Here is a 21742-nt window from a genome sequence, read left to right as displayed (position 1 = left end):
CCAATATTTAAATATTTAATTTTGCTTATGATATCAAAGAAGTTCACGTCCTTCTACAAACTCTATTCGCTACTGCCTTTTACGATCATGGATCGCTATCTGGCCAGCGAATTGTTAGCGCCGTTTTTCTTTGGTGTCGGAGCTTTTTCATCACTTGGTGTCACTATTGATGCTGTATTTGATCTCATCAGAAAAATCGTAGAATCTGGGCTACCTATAGACATTGCAATTCAAGTTTTTTTGTTAAAATTTCCCAATTTTATCGTTTTAGCCTTCCCCATGTCTACGTTGCTGGCAACTTTGATGACCTACAGTCGTCTTTCTAGCGAGAGCGAACTAATTGCCCTGCGTGGTTGTGGGGTCAGCGTCTATCGCATAGTGCTAACTGCTGTGATGTTAAGTCTTGTGGTTACAGGAATGACATTTGTGTTTAACGAACAAATTGCACCAGCAGCAAATTACCAAGCGGCAATGACTCTGGATAAAGCCCTGAAATCAGACAAGCCAATTTTGAAACAGCAAAATATTTTCTATCCTGAATACCAGGATGCTGTCCAGCCAGATGGCTCTAAGAATCGGATATTGACACGCTTGTTTTACGCCGACCAGTTTGATGGTAAGCGGATGAAAGGTTTGACGATTATAGACCGCTCAACAAAAGGTCTGAATCAAATTGTGGTATCAGAATCTGCCCAGTGGAATGCTTCTCAAAATGTCTGGGATTTTTACAACGGCACGATCTATTTTGTTGCTGCCGATCGCTCCTATCGCAACATCGTTAGATTTGAGCACCAACAACTGCAACTACCGCGCACACCATTAAGTCTGGCAGAAAAAAGCCGCGATTACGGTGAGATGAATATTTCTGAAGCCCTAGATCAACTACAAGTGGAACTTCTCGGTGGCGATCGCCAAAAAATTCGTAAACTCGAAGTGCGGATTCAACAAAAAATCTCTTTGCCCTTTGTATGTGTAGTTTTTGGCTTGGTAGGTGCAGCTATGGGAAGCATACCCCAGCGAACTGGAAGAGGCACCAGCTTTGGGATTAGTGTTGTAGTTATATTTTCGTACTACTTAATTTTCTTTATTGGTGGTGCGATCGCGCAAGCAGGTGTCCTCTCTCCCTTTATGGGGGCTTGGTTGCCGAACTTTCTTTTTTTGGGAATAGGTTTATTTTTATTGATGCGAGTTGCCAAACGGTAAAGGAAGCGGGGAACAGGGGAGCCTCTTCCTGCCCCTTTGCCCCCTTCCCCTTCATCCCCACACCTCAATTACGGATGATAACTTCGACACTCGGGTGCATCTGGGTTTTCCTTGCAGTATTCTTCAAAAGAAACTTTGGCTGATACCATACCCTCAGATTTCTGATGAGCTGCTTCTGCTTGAAGTTCTTCTACCTCATCCCAAGCAGCTGCACAAGCTTTAGAATAAGCACCTTGTCCGGTGCAAATAGACCGAGCCTGCTCAATAGCTTTTTGAATTCTCTCCTCCAGCAGTAGGGCTTTTGGAGCTTCTACAAAGTCGCTTTTGGTCAAAATGTCGGTAATCGAGATGATACCCAACAGCTTGCTTTGAATCACAGGTGCTCGATGAATACCAGTATTAGCAAATAACCGCGCTACATATTCCACACCCAAATCAGGATTGACCACAATGCAGGGCTTGCTCATAATTTCGTAAACCCGCACTTGCTTTGGGTCTTTACCGTAGGCTGTTACCTTATAGACAATATCCGTTTCTGTGACAATGCCATAAGCATCATTGTCATAGCGACGATCCACAACCAGCGCCCGCAATCCTTTTTCCTTCATTACCCCTACCGCTTCAGCAACAGTCGCCGAACCGCGAATGGTAACTACATCTTTGGTCATAATATCTTCAGCTTTCATCATTGCTGTAGTCTCCTGGTTAATAGTACGGTGCAGCACAGTGCCCTCAGAGGCGTATCGAAGCATTGCAGCGCACAGTTTGCTAACTAGAAAGTAAAAAAGTTGAACTTTTGTCCCGCTACAACAATAAATTAGACTAGTTGTCAACTCCTGATGTTATCCAATGTGACCGATAGCCAAAAACTGAGCATGAATTACCATAACTTTCTAGAAAATCTGCCAAAGGACTCCAGCCGCTAAAAAGTAATTTTTGACTACTACATGTCTATTGGTAATGACTAATAACTGATGGAGAAGTTAGGATGAAATCACTATTCAAACTTAAGTTGAGATATTTTCTGTTGAGTCAAGCAAAAGCATTAAACAGCAACGCTTTCAACTTTCGTCAAGTTTTTCCGATTTCGAGTAAATTTCAATTACCAATCCCATGCCACATCGTCATTATCCTCCCGCCTACTTACGCTATCTCAAAGCCAGGTTATGGTATCTAGGGCGACCTGGTTTTTGGGGAACTGCAATTTTTTTATCTATAGTAGGGCTAGTAACCTGGGAATACTGGTCAAATCCAGATATTTTCGTTTATAAGCAAAAAAACCAAGTCGCTTCACAACAGCCTGCTGATTCCTCACTGTCAGCAGAAGACAGAGCTATTGCCGCAGATATTGATAACTTGCCAGTTTTGTTTAATGATTTTGACCAAGCAACTGCCTCATTGACGCCAAATATTCCTAATGAAAACACTGAGGAAAAAAAGAGCAAAAGCTTATTAGAAGATGTAATTAAAAAACAAAAGTCTGGTAGTGATACCAAATTAAATCCTGGTTTAGGTGTTAATGGCGACACCTCCCCAGCTGTGAAAAATCCCTTTGTTGTCCAAACAGAAAATTTATTACGGACTGGGACGGTTGATAGTAATAACCAGTTTCTAGGTCTGAAGACCTTAAATACAGCGTCTGAACCAACAGAGGGGGAACAAACATCCTCTAGCCTGGATATTGGATTCACTAATCAAACCAAAAAAAATCAAAATCCTGTCTCCCTCAGCCCTCTGCAAGCAGCACTCAACCAATCAACAAACCAGAAATCGTCTAGCTTCAATGGGATCACTGCAACTCAGACAAATCCCTTGGGTCGAGTCTCTGACTCAGGAACAACGTTAATGCCACCAATCAACAGCTTACCCAGTCAGAATTCTCTGCCAAGTAGTGGGTTAACTCCTGGGAACGGCTACACGTCAACGGGTACGAACTTACCACAAAATCCCTACGGGAATTTAAATAACGGTCAGGTATTGCCTAGTAGTGGGTTAAATACTGGTACAGGTTATCCGTCAACGGGTACGAACTTACCGCAAAATCCCTATAATAATTTAAATAGTGGTCAGGTAGTGCCTAATGTATCACCAGTGACGCCCCCAGTCACCTCTGCCACACCAAGCAATATTTCACCTTACTCTAGGCAGATTCCGAGTCAAGGCGTTGTCACCCCAACAAACCCTGTGGGATATGGGAATTATGGCTTGCAGCAGCCAACGCAACTACCACAGTCTAATTATGGGAGTTATGGCTTGCAGCAGCCGACGCAACTACCACAGTCTAATTATGTGTTGCAGCAACCAACACAGTCTAATTCCTTATATCTTCGCCAGATTCGAGATAAGTATAGAAGTCCTGGTCAAAACTGATTTTAAACACGTCGCTTAACTGAATTTTATTCAGTTAAGGAGATTGTGGGCTATCTGGAATAACTGGAATTTCTGGTGTTTCGGGTTGTCGCTGTTGTCGTTGCAAATATTTACTCAGTACATAAGCTATATCCCCACGGGTAACAGGTTTTAATGGGGAAATATTTCCTTGAGCATCTGTGTTAAGAAATCCCTCACTAGCCACTGTTGCGATCGCTTTTCTAGCCCAAGCTGGGATAGACTTTTCATCTGGATGTGAAGCCAGAATCTCATTAACAGCGTCATCAGGAAATTGAAATACACCATAAGCTTGGGCGAAAATAGCAAGAGCTTCTGCCCTTGTCACCTTTTGATTAGGGAAAAATTCATTGCCCCGATAGCCTTTCATAATGTCAGTTTTTAAGACTGTCTGTATATCATTAAATGCCCAATGAGAAGCAGGAACATCTGGAATAGCTAAATTTTCTTTGCTAACAGCTTGTCTTTTATTTAGCCCAAATGCTTTTACCATAATTGACGCTAATTCGGCCCTACTCACTAACCTTTCTGGATAAAACTTGCCATCGGAAAAGTTTGTCATCCATTTGACAGCAGTTACCTGTTGAATGGAATCAGATGGGATTCCAGAAGTAGTTTCTGGCACTTGAGCTTGAGCAATTGCTGGTAAGTTTTGTAGTAGGCCCACTAAAGATAGAGTAATTGAAAGCTGACGCATTATAATAACCACTTTTAGCTGCTAAATGAATTTAAAAAACTACGTTATTGAGCTTAAGGCGAGATTTGGTATACCTAATAACCTGTAACTTAATTAGTGACGAATTTAAATTGGGCAATGTTGCTCCCGCTAGGTAGGGTGTAGCTATAAATTTTAAAAATTAGGACTGTGTCCAGAATCCCAGCACTTCCCATCATGCCAGACTCTACTAGTGTGTTCACATTCTGATTTATCCTCAATCCAAGGAATTGAAGTAGGGTAATACGAGGTAGATATGGGACTAAGTGAAGACAATGCAAAAGAAAATATAGTGTAGCTACAAGCCGATAGAATAATTAGAAATCCGATGAGAAACAAGACATTGGCTGGAGTCCAGAAAGGATATAAACCTTTTTCAAAGCGTAAACGCGCTTTAGAGCGACGTTCTGAACCTGCTAATAACACCAGATAAAACCTTAATCCGGGAATTGGCAGTGAAACTCTTATGTCTAAAGCATGACGGGTTCGACTACGAGAGACAAAACCCCTTTTTATAGCTTCTAATTGCTCTACCGTGAAGGTATTTGCTACTTCCGGGGTAATCTCAGCGAAAAGTTGCTCAAAAGTAGAAGCAGTGTACTGTGGCTTATTCATAATTTTCGTATATTAATATACACTATTATTACATTGGTTATCTCCTTTGTCCCGGACACTATAATGTTTGATTTTTTGGAAGTCCCTAATCAAGGAAGTAGAAATTAGCAAAAACTTGTTTTTTACCTTTCATCTTTTGACGTTATCTGCCCACTACTATGGACTATAGTCAGTTTTTCAGGAGTTTTGGGAATGACAACAACAGATCCCGTAAAGTTGATGAAGCAAGAAGTTGGCAAAGCCGCCGCCGCCCTGGTAAAATCTGGTTCCATCGTTGGGTTGGGTACGGGGTCAACTACAGCGTATACGATTCAGTTTTTGGGCGATCGCCTCAAGTCTGGTGAACTCAAAGATATCATTGGTATACCTACCTCGTTTCAGTCAGAAGTGCTGGCGAAGCAGTATGGTGTTCCTCTCGCCACCTTGGACGCTATCGACCACATCGACATTGCCATTGATGGTGCAGATGAAGTTGATCCGCAGAAGAATTTGATTAAAGGCGGTGGTGCAGCACATACCCGCGAAAAAGTCGTAGACTACCTGGCAGAACAGTTCATCGTCGTGGTAGATAGTGGTAAGTTAGTAGACCGCTTGGGTTCTAGTTTCGCTGTGCCTGTGGAAGTGATTCCAATGGCAATTACTCCTGTTACCAATGCCATCAAAAAACTCGGTGGTAAACCAGAACTCCGCATGGGTGTAAAAAAAGCTGGCCCAGTGATCACTGACCAAGGGAACTTTGTTTTAGATGTTAGATTTGACTCTATTGAAGATCCAGCCAGCCTAGAAAAGACATTGAATAACATTCCCGGCGTTTTGGAAAATGGTATCTTCGTTAACTGTGTCGATTTAGTTTTGATTGGTGAAGTCAAAGATGGTCAGCCATTAGTGCGGCAATTGTAAGAGTTCTTGATTTTGGATTTTAGAAACATCTAAAATCCAGAATCAAGCAATAGATATCTCCAGAAATTAATTATGCCTTATCCAAAACTCTTATAGAGACGTAGCAGTGCTATGGCTGTTTTTCACTACAGGCTAGAACTGAGTGCTAGACGATGACGTTAGTACCGACTACCAGATTTGTAGCCGTGAAATTATTCAAAGTCGCCAAGGTTCCATCGAAATAATTGTTAACTTTTGTAGCAGTACCCGATTGCACAAACTTTAGGTAGCCATCACTGATGGGATTGCTGCCAGTGTAGCCCTCACCCTTAAGCACGTTAGTAAGAATTAACTTATCCTCACTCTGATTAAAGTCAATAATCGTATTATCAGTGCTATCGGTTTGAAAGATAAACTGGTCATTACCACTACCGCCGTAAAGGATATCATTATACTCACTAGCACCAGAATAATCACCAACATCATCATTACCAACAAGGAGGATATCATTACCAGCGCCACCACTGAGGTTATTCTTACCTTTACCGCCAATTAAAATGTCATCACCAGCACTACCAACCAAGGTATCGTTACCCGTACCACCGCGTAGCAGGTCGTTGCCACTCAAGCCATTGATGTAGTCATCACCCTCCTGACCATTAATCACATCAGCTGAGTTGTCAAAGCCATTGACATTGTTATTTAGGTCATTGAGAAAGGTGACTGTGTTTTTGTTGAAGATGCTGGTTTGAGTGGAGTTGGCATCGAAGACATCAAAGCTGTCACGAATGCTATTTTGCCCATCAAACAGGATATTGCCCAGCGTTGATAGGTTGTCTAGGTTTTCCAGAGGAAAGTTTTGCAGGATAACTTTGTTATTAGCCACCCCATCAAAGGTGACTTCCAGATTGTTACCATTCTGGGTGAGTCGCAGATTTTTGGCAGTTAATCCAGTCCCTTGGAATTTTAAGGTATCCAATTCGCTAGCGATCGCTGCCGAGGGATTTGAGCCTTTACCTAACCCACCAAAATCGGTGATGGTATCTACACCGTCACCTAAGTTGTAAACAAATTTATCCTTGCCGCCACCATCAGTTAGGAAATCGTTGCCTTGATTCCCTGTGATCGTATCATTCCCGCCTTGACCGTTAATGATGTCACCATAGTTCTTGCCCACTAAATTATCAGCGCCATTGGTTCCATTCAGCCCGTTAAACTCTAATGCACCAATATCAACTGTACCTTTAGATATTCTGTCAAATCCAGTGCCACGTTGGTCGGTGGTGATCCCTGCTGGAATCAGAGCATTTTTGCCTGCGTTAATTGCGGGACTATCGGCAAGTAAAGCATTAGTAAAGATTCCACCACCGTTATTTTGCAGAGGGGTGAGTTTGGGGTTAATGGGGTTAGTGCTGGTGCCAACGAGAGTACTGGTGGTAAAGCCTGTGCTACCAGTGCGATCGCCAATTAGATTGTTGCCAGCGTCAGTGAAGCTGCCGAAAACGTCAGGGGTGAAGATAAAGGATTCAGAATTTAAGTTGGGTGCTATATCAAAATTGCCTGCAATGACAGTGTTCCCAACAATAACAGTCCCATCAGAGTTATTGAAAACGCCCCCACCGTCGCCTATATCCGCCCTAAAGCCTTGTGATGTGTTATCTGTAATGGTGTCGTTGGCAAGGCTGAGAGTGCCGCTATTATAAATGCCACCGCCGTCGTAGTATGCACTATTGGTAGAGACAGTGCTTCCCGTCAGGCTAAAAGTACCTGAGTTAGAGATGCCACCGCCGTCTGAGGCACTATTATTAGAGATAGTGCTGCGAGTGATATCAACGCTGCCTAAGTTATAAATGCCACCACCAAAGGATGGAGGGTCAGAATTGTCAACTCCCCGATTAAGACCCCTAGCAAACGCACTATTATTAGAGACAGTGCTTCCTGTTATACTGAGCTTGCCTATGTTAAATATACCGCCACCATAGGCAGGGATAAAATCTAGGTCTACATTATTATTAGAGACAGTACTTCCTGTCAGGCTGAGGTTGCCTTTGTTAAAGATGCCTCCGCCTAACAACGACCCACTATTGCCAGAGACAGTGCTTCCCGTCAGGCTGAGAGTGCCTCTGTTAAATATACCACCTACCACCCCGTTATTGTCTGAGACAGTGCTTCTTGTCAGGTTAAGGCTGGCATTACTATTGACCAAAATACTGCCCAAGAGGTCATTAGCATTGGCAATCTTCAAGCCATCAATGCTTGCATCTGTGCCTGCACCCGATATCTCCAACACGCCTGAGACATTATTCCCGCTAATGGTGAGGTTAGATGCCCCAGTCCCCAAAATAGTTAGATCATTGGTAATCGTCAATTTCCCAGAGGTGAGGGTGATGATATCCGGGGTGGCATCGGTGAACACACCCGCAAAGGTAATCGTATCTGCCCCAAGAGTAGCATTAGCATTGAGGATAGCCTGCCGCAACGATCCTGCTCCGGAATCGTTAGTATTAGTCACTACTGTGTCAGTATTAACAGGTGGCTTAGTTGTGGGGGGCTGGACTTCATAAGCACCAATATCAATAACACCGTTGAATATTCGGTTAAATCCAGTACCGCGTTGGTCAGTGGTAATTCCAGTCGTCACTAAAGAATTCTTGCCAGCATTAATAGCGGGACTACCCGCAAGTAAGGCATGAGTTAAGGTTGCACCACCGTTATTTTGCAGCAGTCCGAGTTTAGGATTAATGGGGTTAGTACTTGTGCCGACGAGGGTGCTAGTGGTAAAGGCAGTGCTACCAGTATTATTGCCAATCAGGTTATTGCCGGAGTCAATCAGTTCACCACGCACGTCGGGGTTTATATCACCAGAGGTGGAGTTGTCGAAATTGCCTGCGATGATGGTGTTACTAACTTTGACGTTGCTATTACTAATATACTCAGCACTATTAAAAATACCTCCACCATTACCAGTACCATTACCATCTGAGTCAGCTGTGTTGTGATTAATTGTGGTGCTGATTATGGTGAGTTCGTTGTTTCCCACGTAAGCATTGCCATTGTATATGGCACCGCCATCTTCTAACGCTGTATTGCCAGAGATGGTGCTATTAGTTAAAGTAGCTGAACCGGAAAAATAACTATTATCATCTCCGTTAAAAATGCCACCACCGAATTTTGCACTATTACCAGAGACAGTGCTATTGGTCAGCCTGAGAGTACCGCCTTGATTATAGATGCCACCACCGGAGTCTGCGGTATTCCCAGAGACACTGCTATTGGTTAGGCTGAGAATACCGATACTACTACTAAAATTGTCATTAAAAATGCCGCCTCCCGCAGTATTGCCATTATAAATCTTGCTTCCCCCGGTATTGCTATAAACACTGCTGTTAGTTAGGCTGAGAGCACCACCATTATAGATACCGCCCTGTGTATTGCTAAAGACGCTGGTGTTAGTTAGACGGAAGATACCATTGTTAGAAATACCACTTTCTGCTGTATTACCAGATACACTGGTGTTAGCTAGGCTAAGGATGGAATTTTTATTAACCTTAATACTGCCGCTAGCGATCGCCAAGCCATCAATGATGGCATCTGTCGCTAATCCCGATATCTCGAATATTGTAGAGGCATTCTTGCTACTCACAGTCAGCTTCGATGCCCCAGTCCCCAAGATAGTCACATCATCGGTAATCGTCAGTTGTCCAGAGGTGAGGGTAATCACATCTGGGGTAGTATCACTGAATACACCCCCAAAAGTAATCGTATCATCCCCAGGAGTGGCATTGGCTAATTTAATTGCCTCTCTGAGGGTAGTAATACCGTTGTTCGCATTCCCATCATCCGTGTCTCCGGTATTATTCACTGTGAACGTTGCCAGTACTCCTGCGTAAGCTTCTCGCGTCGTTTCTGCAAACGCAAGATTTACTTCCATATCAGCAGTACGAATTTCTAACTCCCAGTTCCCACCCAATGCTGCATTGCCAATCAGCTTCCCGGAAGCGGCAATATTCGCTCCTGTGAGTTGGTGCAGTTTTTCGACAAATTCTGCCCCCGCATCACCAAAAGCCACTTTGCAACCATAGATGAGTAAGTTCCAGCGGTTATCGCTTTTGGCAGAGGCTGAAAATATTTTCTGCCATTGTTGCAGTTGCTGGCTGTATTCCTCGAGGGTATCAAGTCCTAAATGCGTGTTCCCCAATTGTAAACAACCTGGGGCACCGTGGCACACAAGATGAATATCAGTCAAATTCTCGCCAGTGTAACTACCCAAAATTTCCGTAATTTGCTCAACACCGTTCTGTGTCGAGTCAAGCAGGAACACTTGGGTATTATCAAGCACGCCATTGACTAAACCGCTATAGTCTTCAACGGCCATGTCGATAAAAACTATACTATGGGTATTGGAGGTGGAAGTTGCGGAATTTACTTGCAAGTCTGAGGTATGTAACGTAGCCATTTTATTACTTTGAGCTTAGGTGATGAGGGAAACTCAAACCGACTTCAGCCTTGTAATTACAGGGTTTTCACACAACTACCGAGAACTCAAAAAACTATACTACTAATTATTTTCCCTTTCGTTGCTATTATCTAGCAAGTTGCCACTTTTGTAAAGCAATCAAACTATGTAATTTTACTAAGCCCAACTCATATTTAGCGTGGGCATCAAAAATCAGGTTTTATACTGGTTCAACCTGAAAACCTCAATTTTCCAACCATAAACCCGGTTTATCAAGTTTTATTGGGAATTGTACCAGATATGCAATTGATGAATTTGGATTTGAATATATAGCTTTTCTAAAAATGAATTTTATAAATTGACAAATTTATTACACAATATTGAATATATACATTTGAATAATCAAACCAAAAAAACTATTGTGACATTTTCGCAGATATTAACTTTTTAAGAGTCTTAGTCATGCAAAATACTAAAGAAGTATAAATAATAGCATGGAAAAAAGTGTTATTAATGCCAGTCTTTCTACTCAGAACCTAACCTTTCGTCCAGGTGATACTCCTGTCTCATTTGAGGTAACTGTCAATAATGACAGCGATCGCTTTGTCAATTTTCAGATAGAAGTTACCGCAGCAGGAGAAACCCGGAACACAGGATATCTCTGGTATCGACTCGAACCAGAGGTGGCAGCAGCGAAGCCACCAGGCAGTAGTACAATATTCCAAGTCTTCATATTCAATACACCCATTCCGGGATTTGTCGGTACTGTCAACCTGATGGTGAAGATTTTTTCACCGCAATTAGCACAGCAGTCCAGACTTGTACTGAGGCTGAAAATCGAGCGAGACAACAGACCAACACATTTAAGTGTGGAATTGCCTGTGCGGGAGTTCCAAGTTTATCCCCGAAATTCTCTAGATATACCAGTACGGGTGCGGAACTTGGGGCAACAACCTACCGATGTGGTACTACGTTTTACAGGCGTTGATCCTTCTTGGCTAACAGGCAGTGCAGAACGCCGATTATTCTTAGAAGCAGGTGGTTTAGCAGAAGCGACATTCCAATGCCTTCCTCCTTCTGTAGTGCAAGCGCCCAGTCAAAATTACCCTTTTACTATTGAAGCTGTTAGCAATAATGGTTATCCAACTAGTGCTGAAGGTAATGTTGAAGTCTTGCCTGTGGGTTTTATAGACTTTAGTATTACACAAAAACACCTGAAAATTCCTAGTAAATCGGCATGGTTGCCTGACTGGAAGTCGGATACAGCTTCCTTTGAATTACTATTTAAAAACGCTAGCAACCTCAACCAGGAAATTAATGTCCAAGTGCAGGGTAGAGACTGGCGAAAATGTAGTTTCAAAAAGCTTCCCGAAATTGCCAATCTCCATCTAGGAGAGACAAGTAAAGTCATCCTTGATGTTAAAACAAAACGCCCTTGGGTAGGAATCGGCAAAACTTTGTTGCTGGAGGCTAAATCTGAGTTATCCGACCAACGTTTAGGGAGTACAGACCCGGCCACGCAGACATTAGAAGTGGAGACTCTGCCAATTATACCTTTATGGCTACAGCTGGCTGCGATCGCATTATTAGCCGCACTCCTAGCATGGATACTGCAACCAAGAGATGTAATGCATACACGTTCTGTGAATTCAGTGCGTTTTAGTGGCATTGGTTTATCTGTGGTCAGTGGCTCAGATGATTGCACCTTAAGACTTTGGAGAATCGGTGCTGATAGGTTAGACCCCGACGACAGAGTAACATATGCTGGGGGGCCTGTTGCTTGTGATAAAGCGCAACAACCCAAAGGTTTAATGGCGATTACTGACGACGCTGTAGAAGTCTTACGCTTCATGCCGTTACAAAATGATCGTGTTGCTGTTGGTTTAGATAATGGTGTAATTGAATTAAGAGATGTCCCCTCAGGTGCAAAGATCAGTGAACTTCAAGACCTTAAAGATCCAAAGGCAAAAGGCGATCGCGTCTTTGACCTAGCTTTCACTTCAAACTCACTTAACTTATTCAGTGGTTATGGCAGCGGTAAAGTTAGATTATGGTCAAGATCAGCGTCTAACACCGATTTTCTGCCAGAACCGCGAGAAGTTATCGACGTACAAAGTACATTGAAACTATCAGGTTTCCAAGTCCGGGCATTAAATCTCAGCCCAGATGCAAAAACTCTAGTAATTGCCGGAAACTTTAAGCGTTTCATCTTGTGGCAATGGAATCGAACTCAATCTGATAAACAATTCCCAGGTTTATCAGTCCAAAATCTAGAAAAACTAGATCCATTAGTTGGGCGTGAAGACTATATTTGGGGATTGGCTTTTGTTCCTAACTCAGCAGAAAAAATCTTAGCAACCTCCGATTCTGCGGGATTCATTACGATTTGGAATTTAAATCAGTGCCAAACTATCAAAAATCAAAATCCGCAGGAAAAAGTTAATGAACTCAATTGTTCGCCACTAGACCGCTGGTCAGCATCAAAAACATCTGTGCGTAGTTTGGCATTTAGTGATGATGGTAGTCTGTTAGTAAGTGGTGGCGATGATGGACAAGTAGTGGTCTGGTACTTAACCCCCGAACATAAGCTCGACAAAACAAAGGCAGCAAAAGGTAAACCAATTTACCAAAGCTCTAAAAAAATCAATAGTATCGACTTGAAAAGTAATCAAGGAACCATGATTGTGAGTGGTAGTGAAGATTTTCAGGTCAAACTACACCGCATCAAATAAGGGAGTCGATGACATGCAAGCTAAATTCAATCCACTGGAAGTTATTATCAACCCACCTGGAATTCAATTTGGGATGCCAGGAGATACCATTCAACTGTATGTTGTTGTAATCAATCAGGGAGACCAGAGTGCCGTTATTGATTTATATTTTGTTTTTGATGAAGTATTTCAAAATTTAACCGGTTGGTCTAGTTCTCCTAGAGAAAGTTTAGCATTAGCTCCCCAACAGAATAGTGACGAAATAACATTTGAATTTCAAATCCCCGCAAATGCTCTCCCAGGAACCTATGACTATACACTAGTTGTAGATTCTCCTCTACATTATCCACAAGATACTCCCATAACCTTCCCAAACCAAATTAAAGTTTTACTAAAAGAACAGACCGCAATTCGGGTGAATGACCCGACATTTTCCATTAGCCCTAACACCAACCCCAACAAGCCACTAATTTTCAATCCTAGTCAGCCTCTGCAAGTGGAGGTGATAGTTGACAATCGCTCTTATCTCGTAGACAGGTTCCGCTTGAGTTGCCCAGATTTAGATAATGACTGGTTCACACTCAATTATCCTGCAACTGGACTTGAGGGGCCAGGGTTGGTGTCTGATGTGAGTGCATTAGAACTCAACCCTGGTACTCAGGGTCAAATATTGTTGAAATTTCATCCACCTGGAGATACCCTTGCGGGAAGCTATTCTCCAACAATCCGCTTGTATTCGGAAAGCTCTCCAGACTTAGTACTGCTAGATTTGGTATACATCCAAATTCCGACAAATTATCACCTAGATATAGAACTTAATACCATCTTGGGACAAGTTAGCCGTAGTCTTGGCAAGTACGAATTATCACTAGCAAACCAGGGCAATATTGTTCGCGAACTAATATTAATTTTAAAAAGTCGAGACGAAGAAGAACTATATACTTACAAATTTGATCCGACTGAAGTAAGATTATTACCCAATAGAACTACTACCGCCAATTTGACGGTTAAACCCAGACCTTGGTGGCGAAGGCCGTGGTTTGGCACAGGGCTAGTGGTCAACTTTCAACTAGATATCAAAGATGAACAAAATTTACCCTTACCTAACACATTGCCTCAAGGAAGTTTGGTATGGAAACCTCGTCCTTTGTGGCAATTTTTTCTACTACTTTTGGCAATTTTGGGTTTAATAGGAGGGATAGGATTTATCATTTGGCGAATTTTAAATCCTGATCCTTTGAGATTAGAAAATTTTAGTGCCAATAACCCTCAAATTACTGAAGAGGAAGATGAGGTAGCTTTAAAGTGGGACATTCACAATTATCAACAGTTGCAAAAGTTGGTTCTGACGACTAAAGGTTCACAACCTATTCAGCCTATTACCTATGACTTTAGCAATGGTATTCCTGAAACACTAGGCAAAGGAAGTGCTAATGAAATACCTCCTTGTCAGGTGCAAGAAAAACAACAGCTAATTTGTAGCAACGTTAAAACTGGAGTGAAAACAAAAGGAAATTACACTTTTGATTTACAAGCCTTTTATCGTAATGGTATACAATTATTCTCTCCAAAAAACCAAGTAGTAAGCCAAACAACACAAGTAGAAATAGCTGAAAAACAAATTGCTGAGGTAGTTGGTTTCCAAGCAGACAAACCACTATATACAAAAGGTCAAAATATTCTTTTCAGTTGGACAATTGCCCGTCCATTATTGTTAGCACAAATTCAAATTGCTGGCAGTGCAGATGATGGTACATCCTATGGTCAACAAATTGCTTATAAATTTAATCAAGGCAAGATTGCCGACCCTAAAGTTCAAAAACTATGTATACAACAAAATCAACAACTGCGATGTACAAATATTCCTCTACCAGCAAATAAAGCTGGGAACTTTGCGTTTCAAATCAAAGCTTTTTCTAACAATGGAAGTCAAAAAAATAGTTTAAAAAATACTGATTCAAAAATTGAAATATTACCAAAACCATTTAAGATTATCTCTTTTACAATCAACGGTAGTGAGCAACCAAATCTGGTTCTTAAAGAAGGAGAATTTACTACTCTAAGTTGGAGAGTAGAAGGAGAAAATATTCAGGTTAAACTTCTGCCGTACGGCAATGACGTTAAACCAGTTGACTCAATAAAGCTTCCAGTCAATCAAGCCTTCCCGCCTCAAATCGCACTGCAAGTTAATGACATATCTGGCAAGCAACAACCCCAGCAAAAAGGATTTGCAATCACAGTCATCAAAAAAGTGGTGCCCACTCCTACGCCTATACCTAGCATTAACCCAATTCCATCTACTTTGCCACGCAACAATAGCCCGTTTAAGACTCCCTTCCCTCAGAGGTAACTTTTTGGGCGATGTGAAAAGCAGAGATATATGAAAGTTGAAGACTGCCTCCAAAATCATCTTCTATGCGATGCCTCAATCCCGAAAATAAAGACTCTTTGTTGTGTGGATCTAATTTTATATATGGCGAGTAAGTATTCAAAAGTGTTAAATATTCATCGACAGTGTAGGTTACTTCTGATATAACTTGTCCGGATCTCAAGTCTTTGAATTGCCCCGAATCAATGACCATATTTCCTAATTGTTTCAAGATATAATTTTGTGTTTCTTGGTCTTCATATCGGTCAAGAGATGGAGTATGTAGTTGATAGACTTGCGATAAACTTTGATACACTTCGTAGCTGGGTTGAAGTTCCTTGTTCCATAATAAAATCAGGTAGCCATTTTCTTGTAGGGCGTTTGCAACTTTTGGATATCCAACTTCTGGTGATATCCAATGAAAAGAAGTTGCTGCTAAGACGGCATCAAATTCAAATGGCTTGAGTTTCCACTCTTCAAAGGATGTGTTCTGAATCTCTACATTGGAATACGGTTGACAATTATGTTGAGCTAACTGGAAAAAATCTGGGTTTGGTTCTAAGCAAATCATTGAGCAACCCAATTGAGCGATCGCTACTGTTGCAGTTCCAGGACCACATCCTACTTCCAGAATTTTTGAGTCTGTGGAGAGTTGAGCAACTCTCACAACTTGCTGAATCAAATCCTGAGGATAGCGGGGTCTTACCTTGTTGTAAGCTTCTGCTGCTGGAGAATACCAGTTTTTGCGCTGTTCCAGGTCTGTATTGGAGTAGCTGATTATTGTTTTTTTTAGGTCTTTCATAATCTATTCAATTTTGATCGTGCAAAGAGCGTACTAGCTCAATTCTTATTTTTCTGAAAAGCTCGGCGTCTGCGCCCATTTTCCAACAGGGGTTTTCGCAACGGTACTACCTCAGCTTCACTACTTTCGCGTGCTACCCGAATCAGCAACCCAGTAGCTATTAAGCTGGCAATCATGGAATTACCACCATAACTAAACATGGGCAAAGGTAAGCCAGTAGTTGGTAAAGAACCTGTAGCAACACCGATGTGGAGCAATGACTGTCCTACCATCAAAATCGTCACGCCGATCGCTACCAATCGATGCACTATATTTTTAGCCTTCAGCGCGACAATTAATCCGAGAGTGGCGAATGTAGCTAAAAGTACCAACAACACCATACTGCCCACAAAGCCAAACTCTTCGGCAAACACCGCAAAAATAAAATCGGTATCCTGAATTGGTAAATAAAACAGCTTTTGTTGGGAAAGCCCAAATCCGGCTCCCCAAGTTTTACCAGAACCTACGGCTAGTAGACTTTGCACCAACTGGTAGCCATCTCCTGTAGCATCCGCCCACGGATTCAGGAATGACATCACCCGCTTACGCTGGTACTCTTTAATACTAATACTGAGAATTGCCAACATCACTCCACCAATTGCTGTTCCTCCCAGGTACTTATAAGGTAACCCAGCAGCTAGAGCAATTAACCAAATAGTCATGCCGCAAAGTGCTGTTGTACTTAAGTTAGGCTGGGCAAGAATTCCTAAAAGTACCAGACCGAAAATACCCAACCAAGCCAAACGAACCCGCCAACTGATTCGTTCCCACTGACCAAAAAGCCGCGCACTTTGCAGCACCAAAAAGGGTTTAATTAATTCTGAAGGTTGAATCGGAATTGGCCCGATCGCAATCCAACGCGCTGCGTCAAAAGCCTTCCTTCCCAATCCTGGGATCAGTGTGACGAAAATTAACGCCAAAAACAGCAACAAAAACCAATGGCATAGTCCCAAAATTTTCTGCAACGGGAAATTAACAATAATATTGAATCCGATTAAAGAAACTAACACCCAAAGCAGTTGACGCTTAAAGTAGTACAGCCCGTCATGATGACGGGCGTCAGCTACAGGATAGGATGCTGAAAATAGCATGATCAAGCCGACGAACAGCCAAATCAACGTTAACCAGCGCAACAACCGCGCTTCTAATGCCCAGTTCGAGACTGAACTATCAAAAATTGGAATCAGGCGGCGTAGATTCACGATCAGTACGGGTAAAAAGTTAGGATTTAGCAATAAAACTCATAAATCATAACTTATAACTCATAAGTAGGCTTTAGAACCATAAATTTTAGAGTTGTTAACTTCAATACATCGCTCGATCAATTAGCAACTGTTAATCTAATTCCTAGTCGCCTTGACTGCGGTGGTTCTAGCGATCGCTAATTGATACAAAGGATATTTTTCTCAGAGCAGTACCAAATTTGACAATACAATACTTTTTTTTTGCTTTCCTTGATTTGACTTTTGACAAACCGAAAAATTTTTAAGTTATCACGCATCCAGAAAGTTTCTCATAAAAAGCCTAGATAAAGTTTCAGTAATATTACGGTAGTGGCTTAACTTTGCTAGGGCTATGGTTAATTGAGCTTATTTTAAAAGCTTGCGTAAATATGACGAATAACAGCAAAGCCTTCACAAACACAATTGTGCGTAAATCTACTCGTCCAGCATTAGTAGGTGAGTTTCACATTCATATAGATGCTCAGACGCTTTCAACTCCTTTTGAAAAATTTCTGATTGAGACTCAGAACTTTTGGAATTCCGACTTCTCAGGTCATCCCGAAGGACTGGCTCATCGTCCTCCAAAAAAACACTTGACAATAAAAACTAAATATGGATCAGAAGTAAAAAAAAAGTTTGCTAGTATTCTCCGCTACTTAGAGGATAATTCTGAAGCTATAGAAGGGTACATTGAGGCGGAATATATTCCCGTTGACGTAGAAATTGAGGAAAAATCTTTCAATCCAGAAATCGAAATTCCTTTTAAGCTTAAGTTGGCATCTTTAGCACCTGGAACATTTCGTCAAGATGAGCTGCACATTACTTTATCGCGGGAGCAGTCAGACACAAGATTAATTAATTCCTTGCGAGATATGGGATTCTACTCAGTCTATATGGAAAAATTATTTGGGGAAGTAGAAATCTTTACTGCCCAAGGAACACGCAAAATAATTCGTCAGCTTTTGCCAGAGGTTATTACATATCTAAGAGCAGTGGGGGGTGCCGTACAGTGCAGCGTTAAAGAAGAAAGAATTATTCGTTGGTGGATGAGTTCACCAGAACTTCTACTGCCTTCTGTTATCAACACTGTTGAGAGTTAATTAGCTCTGTTTCATTACTGTAGTGGTAGTAAGTAATATTTAGAGTAGCTTTTATAAAATGCCAGCTAATCTAAAACCTTTGCTGCAATAAACTTTTAGACTCTTCCCAAGGGCTTGATAGAACACCTAACCGTAGTACCGCTACGTAGAATTCAAAATTAATAAAGCTTACCAAATAAAGTTTTCACTCATTTTAAATGGTAGGTTTATTTGTGCCCTGCTGTACGGGTTAGAGTAAAAGAATGAAGGCTACTTCCTTTGATTTATATAACTGTAGCAGAATTCTTTACTCTAAAAGCTAGAATCTTGTGAAGAGTCAACCCAATCTCATCTGTCGATTTATCCCATTACAAACTCGTTCAAACAGGATATCAGACATCCTGCGTCGTTTGAGTTTGAGAAATAAAATTATTGGCGGCTATGCTGTAGCTCTGAGCATTGCTGTAGGAGGAACGATCGCTGGATTGACCCTTGGCAATTATTACCAGCAACAAGCGAGTACTAGTCAAGACAGTGCTAATCAACAAGGTGATCTGTTGGGTGACTTGCAAGTAGCCATGCTTCGGACTCTACCTACTAGAGAGTTTGTACCTTTACTCAAAAAGCCGAAAGAGTTTGAGCAACACAAGTCGGAATTGTCTGAGCGAGCAGAAAAAATTAAGCAGCTGATCAACGAACTCCAGCGATCACCACAAACTACAGCTACAAAAAACTTGGATCGTTTGTTGTCCAAAGATTATCAGGCTGCGGAAAAATTCTACCAACAGCTTGAAGTCGTGCTCAACCAGATAAAGCCGCAGATGTTACAACCACAATCAAGTAGTGCAGCTAAGAAACTAATTACAGACTTTACAGGTGGCCCCGAATTTGGTGCAATTGTTAGCTCTGCTTACGATCTCACAACTTTTATTAAAAGCGCTGGAGAGCAAGAGAAAAAAGCAAAGGACGCCTTGATACAAGCAGAGAACTTACGAAACCAGATTATTGCTATCGGTATGGTACTCTCAGTCTTGTTCGCTGCTGTCTTAGGCTTCTCTACCAGTCGAGCGATCGCCCGCCCGATAGAAGCTGTGACTCAGGTTGCTCAACTTGTTAGTTCTTCATCAGATTTTACTTTGCGAGTTCCGGTCACCACATCAGATGAAATCGGTCTATTGTCAATATCCTTCAACAACCTTATCCAAACGATCGCAACTTACATTCAAAAACTTTCACAAAAGAATCAGAAACTAGAGCAAGCAGAAGAGGCGTTACGAATAGTTCATGATCAGCTAGAAACTCGTGTCAGAGAACGAACAGCAGAACTAGCGAAAATAAATCAGGAATTGCTAATTGAAGTTACAGAGCGTAAGCGAGCAGAATCACAACTGCTACATTTGGCATTTCACGATGCATTAACGGGGTTGCCAAACCGCGCTTTCTTTATGAATAGCCTCAAAAATGCGATCGATTATTCAAAACGGCATTCAGATTATTTATTTGCCGTACTGTTTCTAGACTTAGATCGCTTCAAATTTATCAACGACAGCTTGGGACACACATTTGGTGACCAAGTACTGCTGACTATTGCTCAAAGGCTAAAGGAATGCTTGCGCTCTATAGATGTAGCTGCAAGGGTGGGAGGAGACGAGTTCACAATCCTGTTGGGAGGAATTCAGGATGTTAACCACGTAGTACGCATGACTGAACAGATACAAGAAAAACTGGCAATTCCCGTAGTTTTAGATGGGCAAGAAGTGTTTACCACAGTCAGTATTGGTATTGCCTTGAGCATCACAGATTATAACCAACCAGAAGACCTTCTGCGTAACGCTGACATTGCAATGTACCGAGCTAAGGCACAAGACAAGGTGCGCTACCAGATGTTTAATACTGATATGCATATTCAGGCAATGGCACACTTGCAGTTGGAGACGGCTCTGCGACGAGCTATTGAACGTCAGGAGTTTCGGATTCATTATCAACCAATTGTGTCACTCACTACTGGGAGGATAACTGGTTTTGAAGCACTGGTGCGGTGGCAGCATCCAGTACGGGGTATTATTTTTCCAGAAGATTTCCTGCCAACTGCTCAAGAAACTGGGCTGAGTATTTTAATTGATGAGTGGGTGATGCGTGAAGCATGCCGCCAGACACAGCAGTGGCAAGACCGATTCCCTCCAAAATCAGGGAATTCGGGTGAGCAAGCCTTGACCATTAGCGTCAATCTTTGTAGTTCTTGGTTCAGTCAACAAAAGCCACTGCTGCACATCAATCAAGTCTTACAGGAGACTAGTTTAGATATACAGAGTTTGAAATTGGAGATCACAGAAAGTGTAATTATGGAAAACGGCGAGAATGTCACTACCACGTTAAATCTACTAAGAAATTTAGGAATTAAGTTGGCAATTGATGACTTTGGTACAGGCTATTCTTCATTAGGTCGCCTTCACCACTTTCCGATTCATGAGTTAAAGATTGACCGCTCCTTCGTTAGTGGAAGGAGTGTTGGTGAAGGAAATTTAGATATTGTTGAGACAATTGTCACCCTGTCTAAAAAAATAGGTGTAACTGTCACAGCAGAAGGCTTGGAAACGGCAGAACAATTAGCACTCCTGAGAGCAATGAAATGTGAATATGGTCAGGGAAATTTTTTCTCCAAGCCCTTGGACAGTTCAACAGCAGAAGCTTTAATCGTGGCTAATCGTCAGTGGTGATTATGGCAATTTTTTACCATAACTCAATGACTTAATCCGATTAACTGCTTGGCTTTTAGGAGATATGATGATACAAGGATTGTTAGCAGAATCACCAGTGAGCGATCGCATTTTCTAACTTTCAAAAATCTAAGCAACAAAAAAGAGGTCTTTTTCGACCTCTTACCAATTTCCTAAAATAACCTTCTATTTATAGAATTACGACAAGCCAGTATTGGCACCTTGCTTACCAGTTGCAAGTTCCACCTTGATTATTTTGCCACCTGCTTTTTGGATGCGTTGCTGTTCGCGGAACCAGTTCTCATAGGGAACTAGCTTAGTGAAGTAAGTATTTTGTAGTTCGCGTTGGGTACGAATTCGGGTTTGGCTGGGAACTAGAGCAGTAATTTTAAACAAACGAGACATGTTTTGAAAATCTCCTGTATACTTTGTGAAAACTTTTTTTATCTCAAAATCTTGAGTGCAAATCTTTTAATAATCAAAGGCTGGAAATCAAACATCAATACTAGACCAGCAACACTCATCACTGATAATTTACCAAGATAAG

Annotated in this window: 14 protein-coding genes; 7 read left to right on the top strand and 7 right to left on the bottom strand. The window is 41.7% G+C overall.

What is annotated here, in order from left to right:
• The first annotated feature begins 87 nt into the window (after positions 1–87).
• Positions 88–1203 (top strand): LptF/LptG family permease, encoded by a 1116-nt coding sequence (locus tag V7K35_RS21075; protein WP_335081272.1) that lies wholly within the window; start codon positions 88–90, stop codon positions 1201–1203.
• Between the two features lie 68 nt (positions 1204–1271).
• On the opposite strand, the gene V7K35_RS21070 is transcribed toward V7K35_RS21075, so the two are convergent.
• The gene (locus V7K35_RS21070; protein WP_334725560.1) at positions 1272–1892 is read right to left on the bottom strand and encodes a CP12 domain-containing protein; all 621 of its coding nucleotides are present in this window, start codon (positions 1890–1892) and stop codon (positions 1272–1274) included.
• Positions 1893–2316: 424 nt separating this feature from the next.
• On the opposite strand from V7K35_RS21070, the gene V7K35_RS21065 reads away from it, so the two are divergent.
• The gene (locus tag V7K35_RS21065) at positions 2317–3573 is read left to right on the top strand and encodes a hypothetical protein (protein WP_335081270.1); all 1257 of its coding nucleotides are present in this window, start codon (positions 2317–2319) and stop codon (positions 3571–3573) included.
• Between the two features lie 34 nt (positions 3574–3607).
• Here V7K35_RS21065 and V7K35_RS21060 read toward each other — a convergent pair whose 3' ends face one another.
• Both V7K35_RS21060 and V7K35_RS21055 read right to left on the bottom strand, forming a co-directional pair.
• The gene (locus V7K35_RS21060) at positions 3608–4288 is read right to left on the bottom strand and encodes an S-layer homology domain-containing protein (RefSeq protein WP_334792475.1); all 681 of its coding nucleotides are present in this window, start codon (positions 4286–4288) and stop codon (positions 3608–3610) included.
• A gap of 153 nt (positions 4289–4441) precedes the next feature.
• Positions 4442–4921 carry a hypothetical protein gene (locus tag V7K35_RS21055; RefSeq protein WP_335081267.1) on the bottom strand — a complete coding sequence of 160 codons (480 nt, stop codon included), beginning with the start codon at positions 4919–4921 and terminating at the stop codon, positions 4442–4444.
• Between the two features lie 192 nt (positions 4922–5113).
• Here V7K35_RS21055 and rpiA point away from each other — a divergent pair, with 192 nt between their 5' ends.
• Positions 5114–5821: a ribose-5-phosphate isomerase RpiA gene (gene rpiA / locus V7K35_RS21050; protein ID WP_334792473.1), complete on the top strand. Its 708-nt coding sequence runs from the start codon at positions 5114–5116 to the stop codon at positions 5819–5821.
• A 145-nt stretch (positions 5822–5966) separates the two neighbouring features.
• Here rpiA and V7K35_RS21045 read toward each other — a convergent pair whose 3' ends face one another.
• Positions 5967–10256, bottom strand: coding sequence for a DUF4347 domain-containing protein (locus V7K35_RS21045; protein ID WP_335081265.1), 4290 nt, complete (start codon positions 10254–10256; stop codon positions 5967–5969).
• 494 nt (positions 10257–10750) lie between these two features.
• On the opposite strand from V7K35_RS21045, the gene V7K35_RS21040 reads away from it, so the two are divergent.
• Together V7K35_RS21040 and V7K35_RS21035 are read left to right on the top strand one after the other, a co-directional pair.
• A complete protein-coding gene (locus V7K35_RS21040) occupies positions 10751–12988 on the top strand; it encodes a hypothetical protein (protein WP_335081263.1) in 2238 nt (745 codons plus the stop codon).
• Between the two features lie 13 nt (positions 12989–13001).
• Positions 13002–15317: a COG1470 family protein gene (locus V7K35_RS21035; RefSeq protein WP_335081261.1), complete on the top strand. Its 2316-nt coding sequence runs from the start codon at positions 13002–13004 to the stop codon at positions 15315–15317.
• Here V7K35_RS21035 and V7K35_RS21030 read toward each other — a convergent pair.
• Together V7K35_RS21030 and V7K35_RS21025 are read right to left on the bottom strand one after the other, a co-directional pair.
• Positions 15292–16137: a class I SAM-dependent methyltransferase gene (locus V7K35_RS21030; protein WP_335081259.1), complete on the bottom strand. Its 846-nt coding sequence runs from the start codon at positions 16135–16137 to the stop codon at positions 15292–15294. The genes V7K35_RS21035 and V7K35_RS21030 overlap by 26 nt on opposite strands.
• 38 nt (positions 16138–16175) lie before the next feature.
• On the bottom strand, positions 16176–17378 hold the full coding sequence (locus V7K35_RS21025) for an FtsW/RodA/SpoVE family cell cycle protein (RefSeq protein ID WP_335081544.1): 1203 nt from the start codon (positions 17376–17378) through the stop codon (positions 16176–16178).
• 410 nt (positions 17379–17788) lie between these two features.
• Between V7K35_RS21025 and V7K35_RS21020 the strand changes: the two genes are divergently transcribed.
• Both V7K35_RS21020 and V7K35_RS21015 read left to right on the top strand, forming a co-directional pair.
• A complete protein-coding gene (locus V7K35_RS21020; RefSeq protein ID WP_335081257.1) occupies positions 17789–18499 on the top strand; it encodes a hypothetical protein in 711 nt (236 codons plus the stop codon).
• A 308-nt stretch (positions 18500–18807) separates the two neighbouring features.
• The gene (locus tag V7K35_RS21015; RefSeq protein ID WP_335081255.1) at positions 18808–21195 is read left to right on the top strand and encodes an EAL domain-containing protein; all 2388 of its coding nucleotides are present in this window, start codon (positions 18808–18810) and stop codon (positions 21193–21195) included.
• Positions 21196–21393: 198 nt separating this feature from the next.
• On the opposite strand, the gene V7K35_RS21010 is transcribed toward V7K35_RS21015, so the two are convergent.
• Positions 21394–21600 (bottom strand): phycobilisome linker polypeptide, encoded by a 207-nt coding sequence (locus V7K35_RS21010; RefSeq protein WP_012411143.1) that lies wholly within the window; start codon positions 21598–21600, stop codon positions 21394–21396.
• Positions 21601–21742: the final 142 nt, after the last annotated feature.

The organism is Nostoc sp., assembly GCF_036917275.1.
GTDB lineage: Bacteria > Cyanobacteriota > Cyanobacteriia > Cyanobacteriales > Nostocaceae > Nostoc.
This window is presented reverse-complemented; position numbering and strand designations above follow the sequence as displayed.

Excerpts from the sequence above, each read along its gene's own strand:
- V7K35_RS21075 (WP_335081272.1), top strand. The coding sequence starts at position 88 with ATGGATCGCTATCTGGCCAGCGAATTGTTAGCGCCGTTTTTCTTTGGT.
- V7K35_RS21070 (WP_334725560.1), bottom strand. The coding sequence starts at position 1,892 with ATGATGAAAGCTGAAGATATTATGACCAAAGATGTAGTTACCATTCGC.
- V7K35_RS21065 (WP_335081270.1), top strand. The coding sequence starts at position 2,317 with ATGCCACATCGTCATTATCCTCCCGCCTACTTACGCTATCTCAAAGCC.
- V7K35_RS21045 (WP_335081265.1), bottom strand. The coding sequence starts at position 10,256 with ATGGCTACGTTACATACCTCAGACTTGCAAGTAAATTCCGCAACTTCC.
- V7K35_RS21020 (WP_335081257.1), top strand. The coding sequence starts at position 17,789 with ATGACGAATAACAGCAAAGCCTTCACAAACACAATTGTGCGTAAATCT.
- V7K35_RS21035 (WP_335081261.1), top strand. The coding sequence starts at position 13,002 with ATGCAAGCTAAATTCAATCCACTGGAAGTTATTATCAACCCACCTGGA.
- V7K35_RS21060 (WP_334792475.1), bottom strand. The coding sequence starts at position 4,288 with ATGCGTCAGCTTTCAATTACTCTATCTTTAGTGGGCCTACTACAAAAC.
- V7K35_RS21030 (WP_335081259.1), bottom strand. The coding sequence starts at position 16,137 with ATGAAAGACCTAAAAAAAACAATAATCAGCTACTCCAATACAGACCTG.
- V7K35_RS21010 (WP_012411143.1), bottom strand. The coding sequence starts at position 21,600 with ATGTCTCGTTTGTTTAAAATTACTGCTCTAGTTCCCAGCCAAACCCGA.
- V7K35_RS21040 (WP_335081263.1), top strand. The coding sequence starts at position 10,751 with ATGGAAAAAAGTGTTATTAATGCCAGTCTTTCTACTCAGAACCTAACC.
- rpiA (WP_334792473.1), top strand. The coding sequence starts at position 5,114 with ATGACAACAACAGATCCCGTAAAGTTGATGAAGCAAGAAGTTGGCAAA.
- V7K35_RS21055 (WP_335081267.1), bottom strand. The coding sequence starts at position 4,921 with ATGAATAAGCCACAGTACACTGCTTCTACTTTTGAGCAACTTTTCGCT.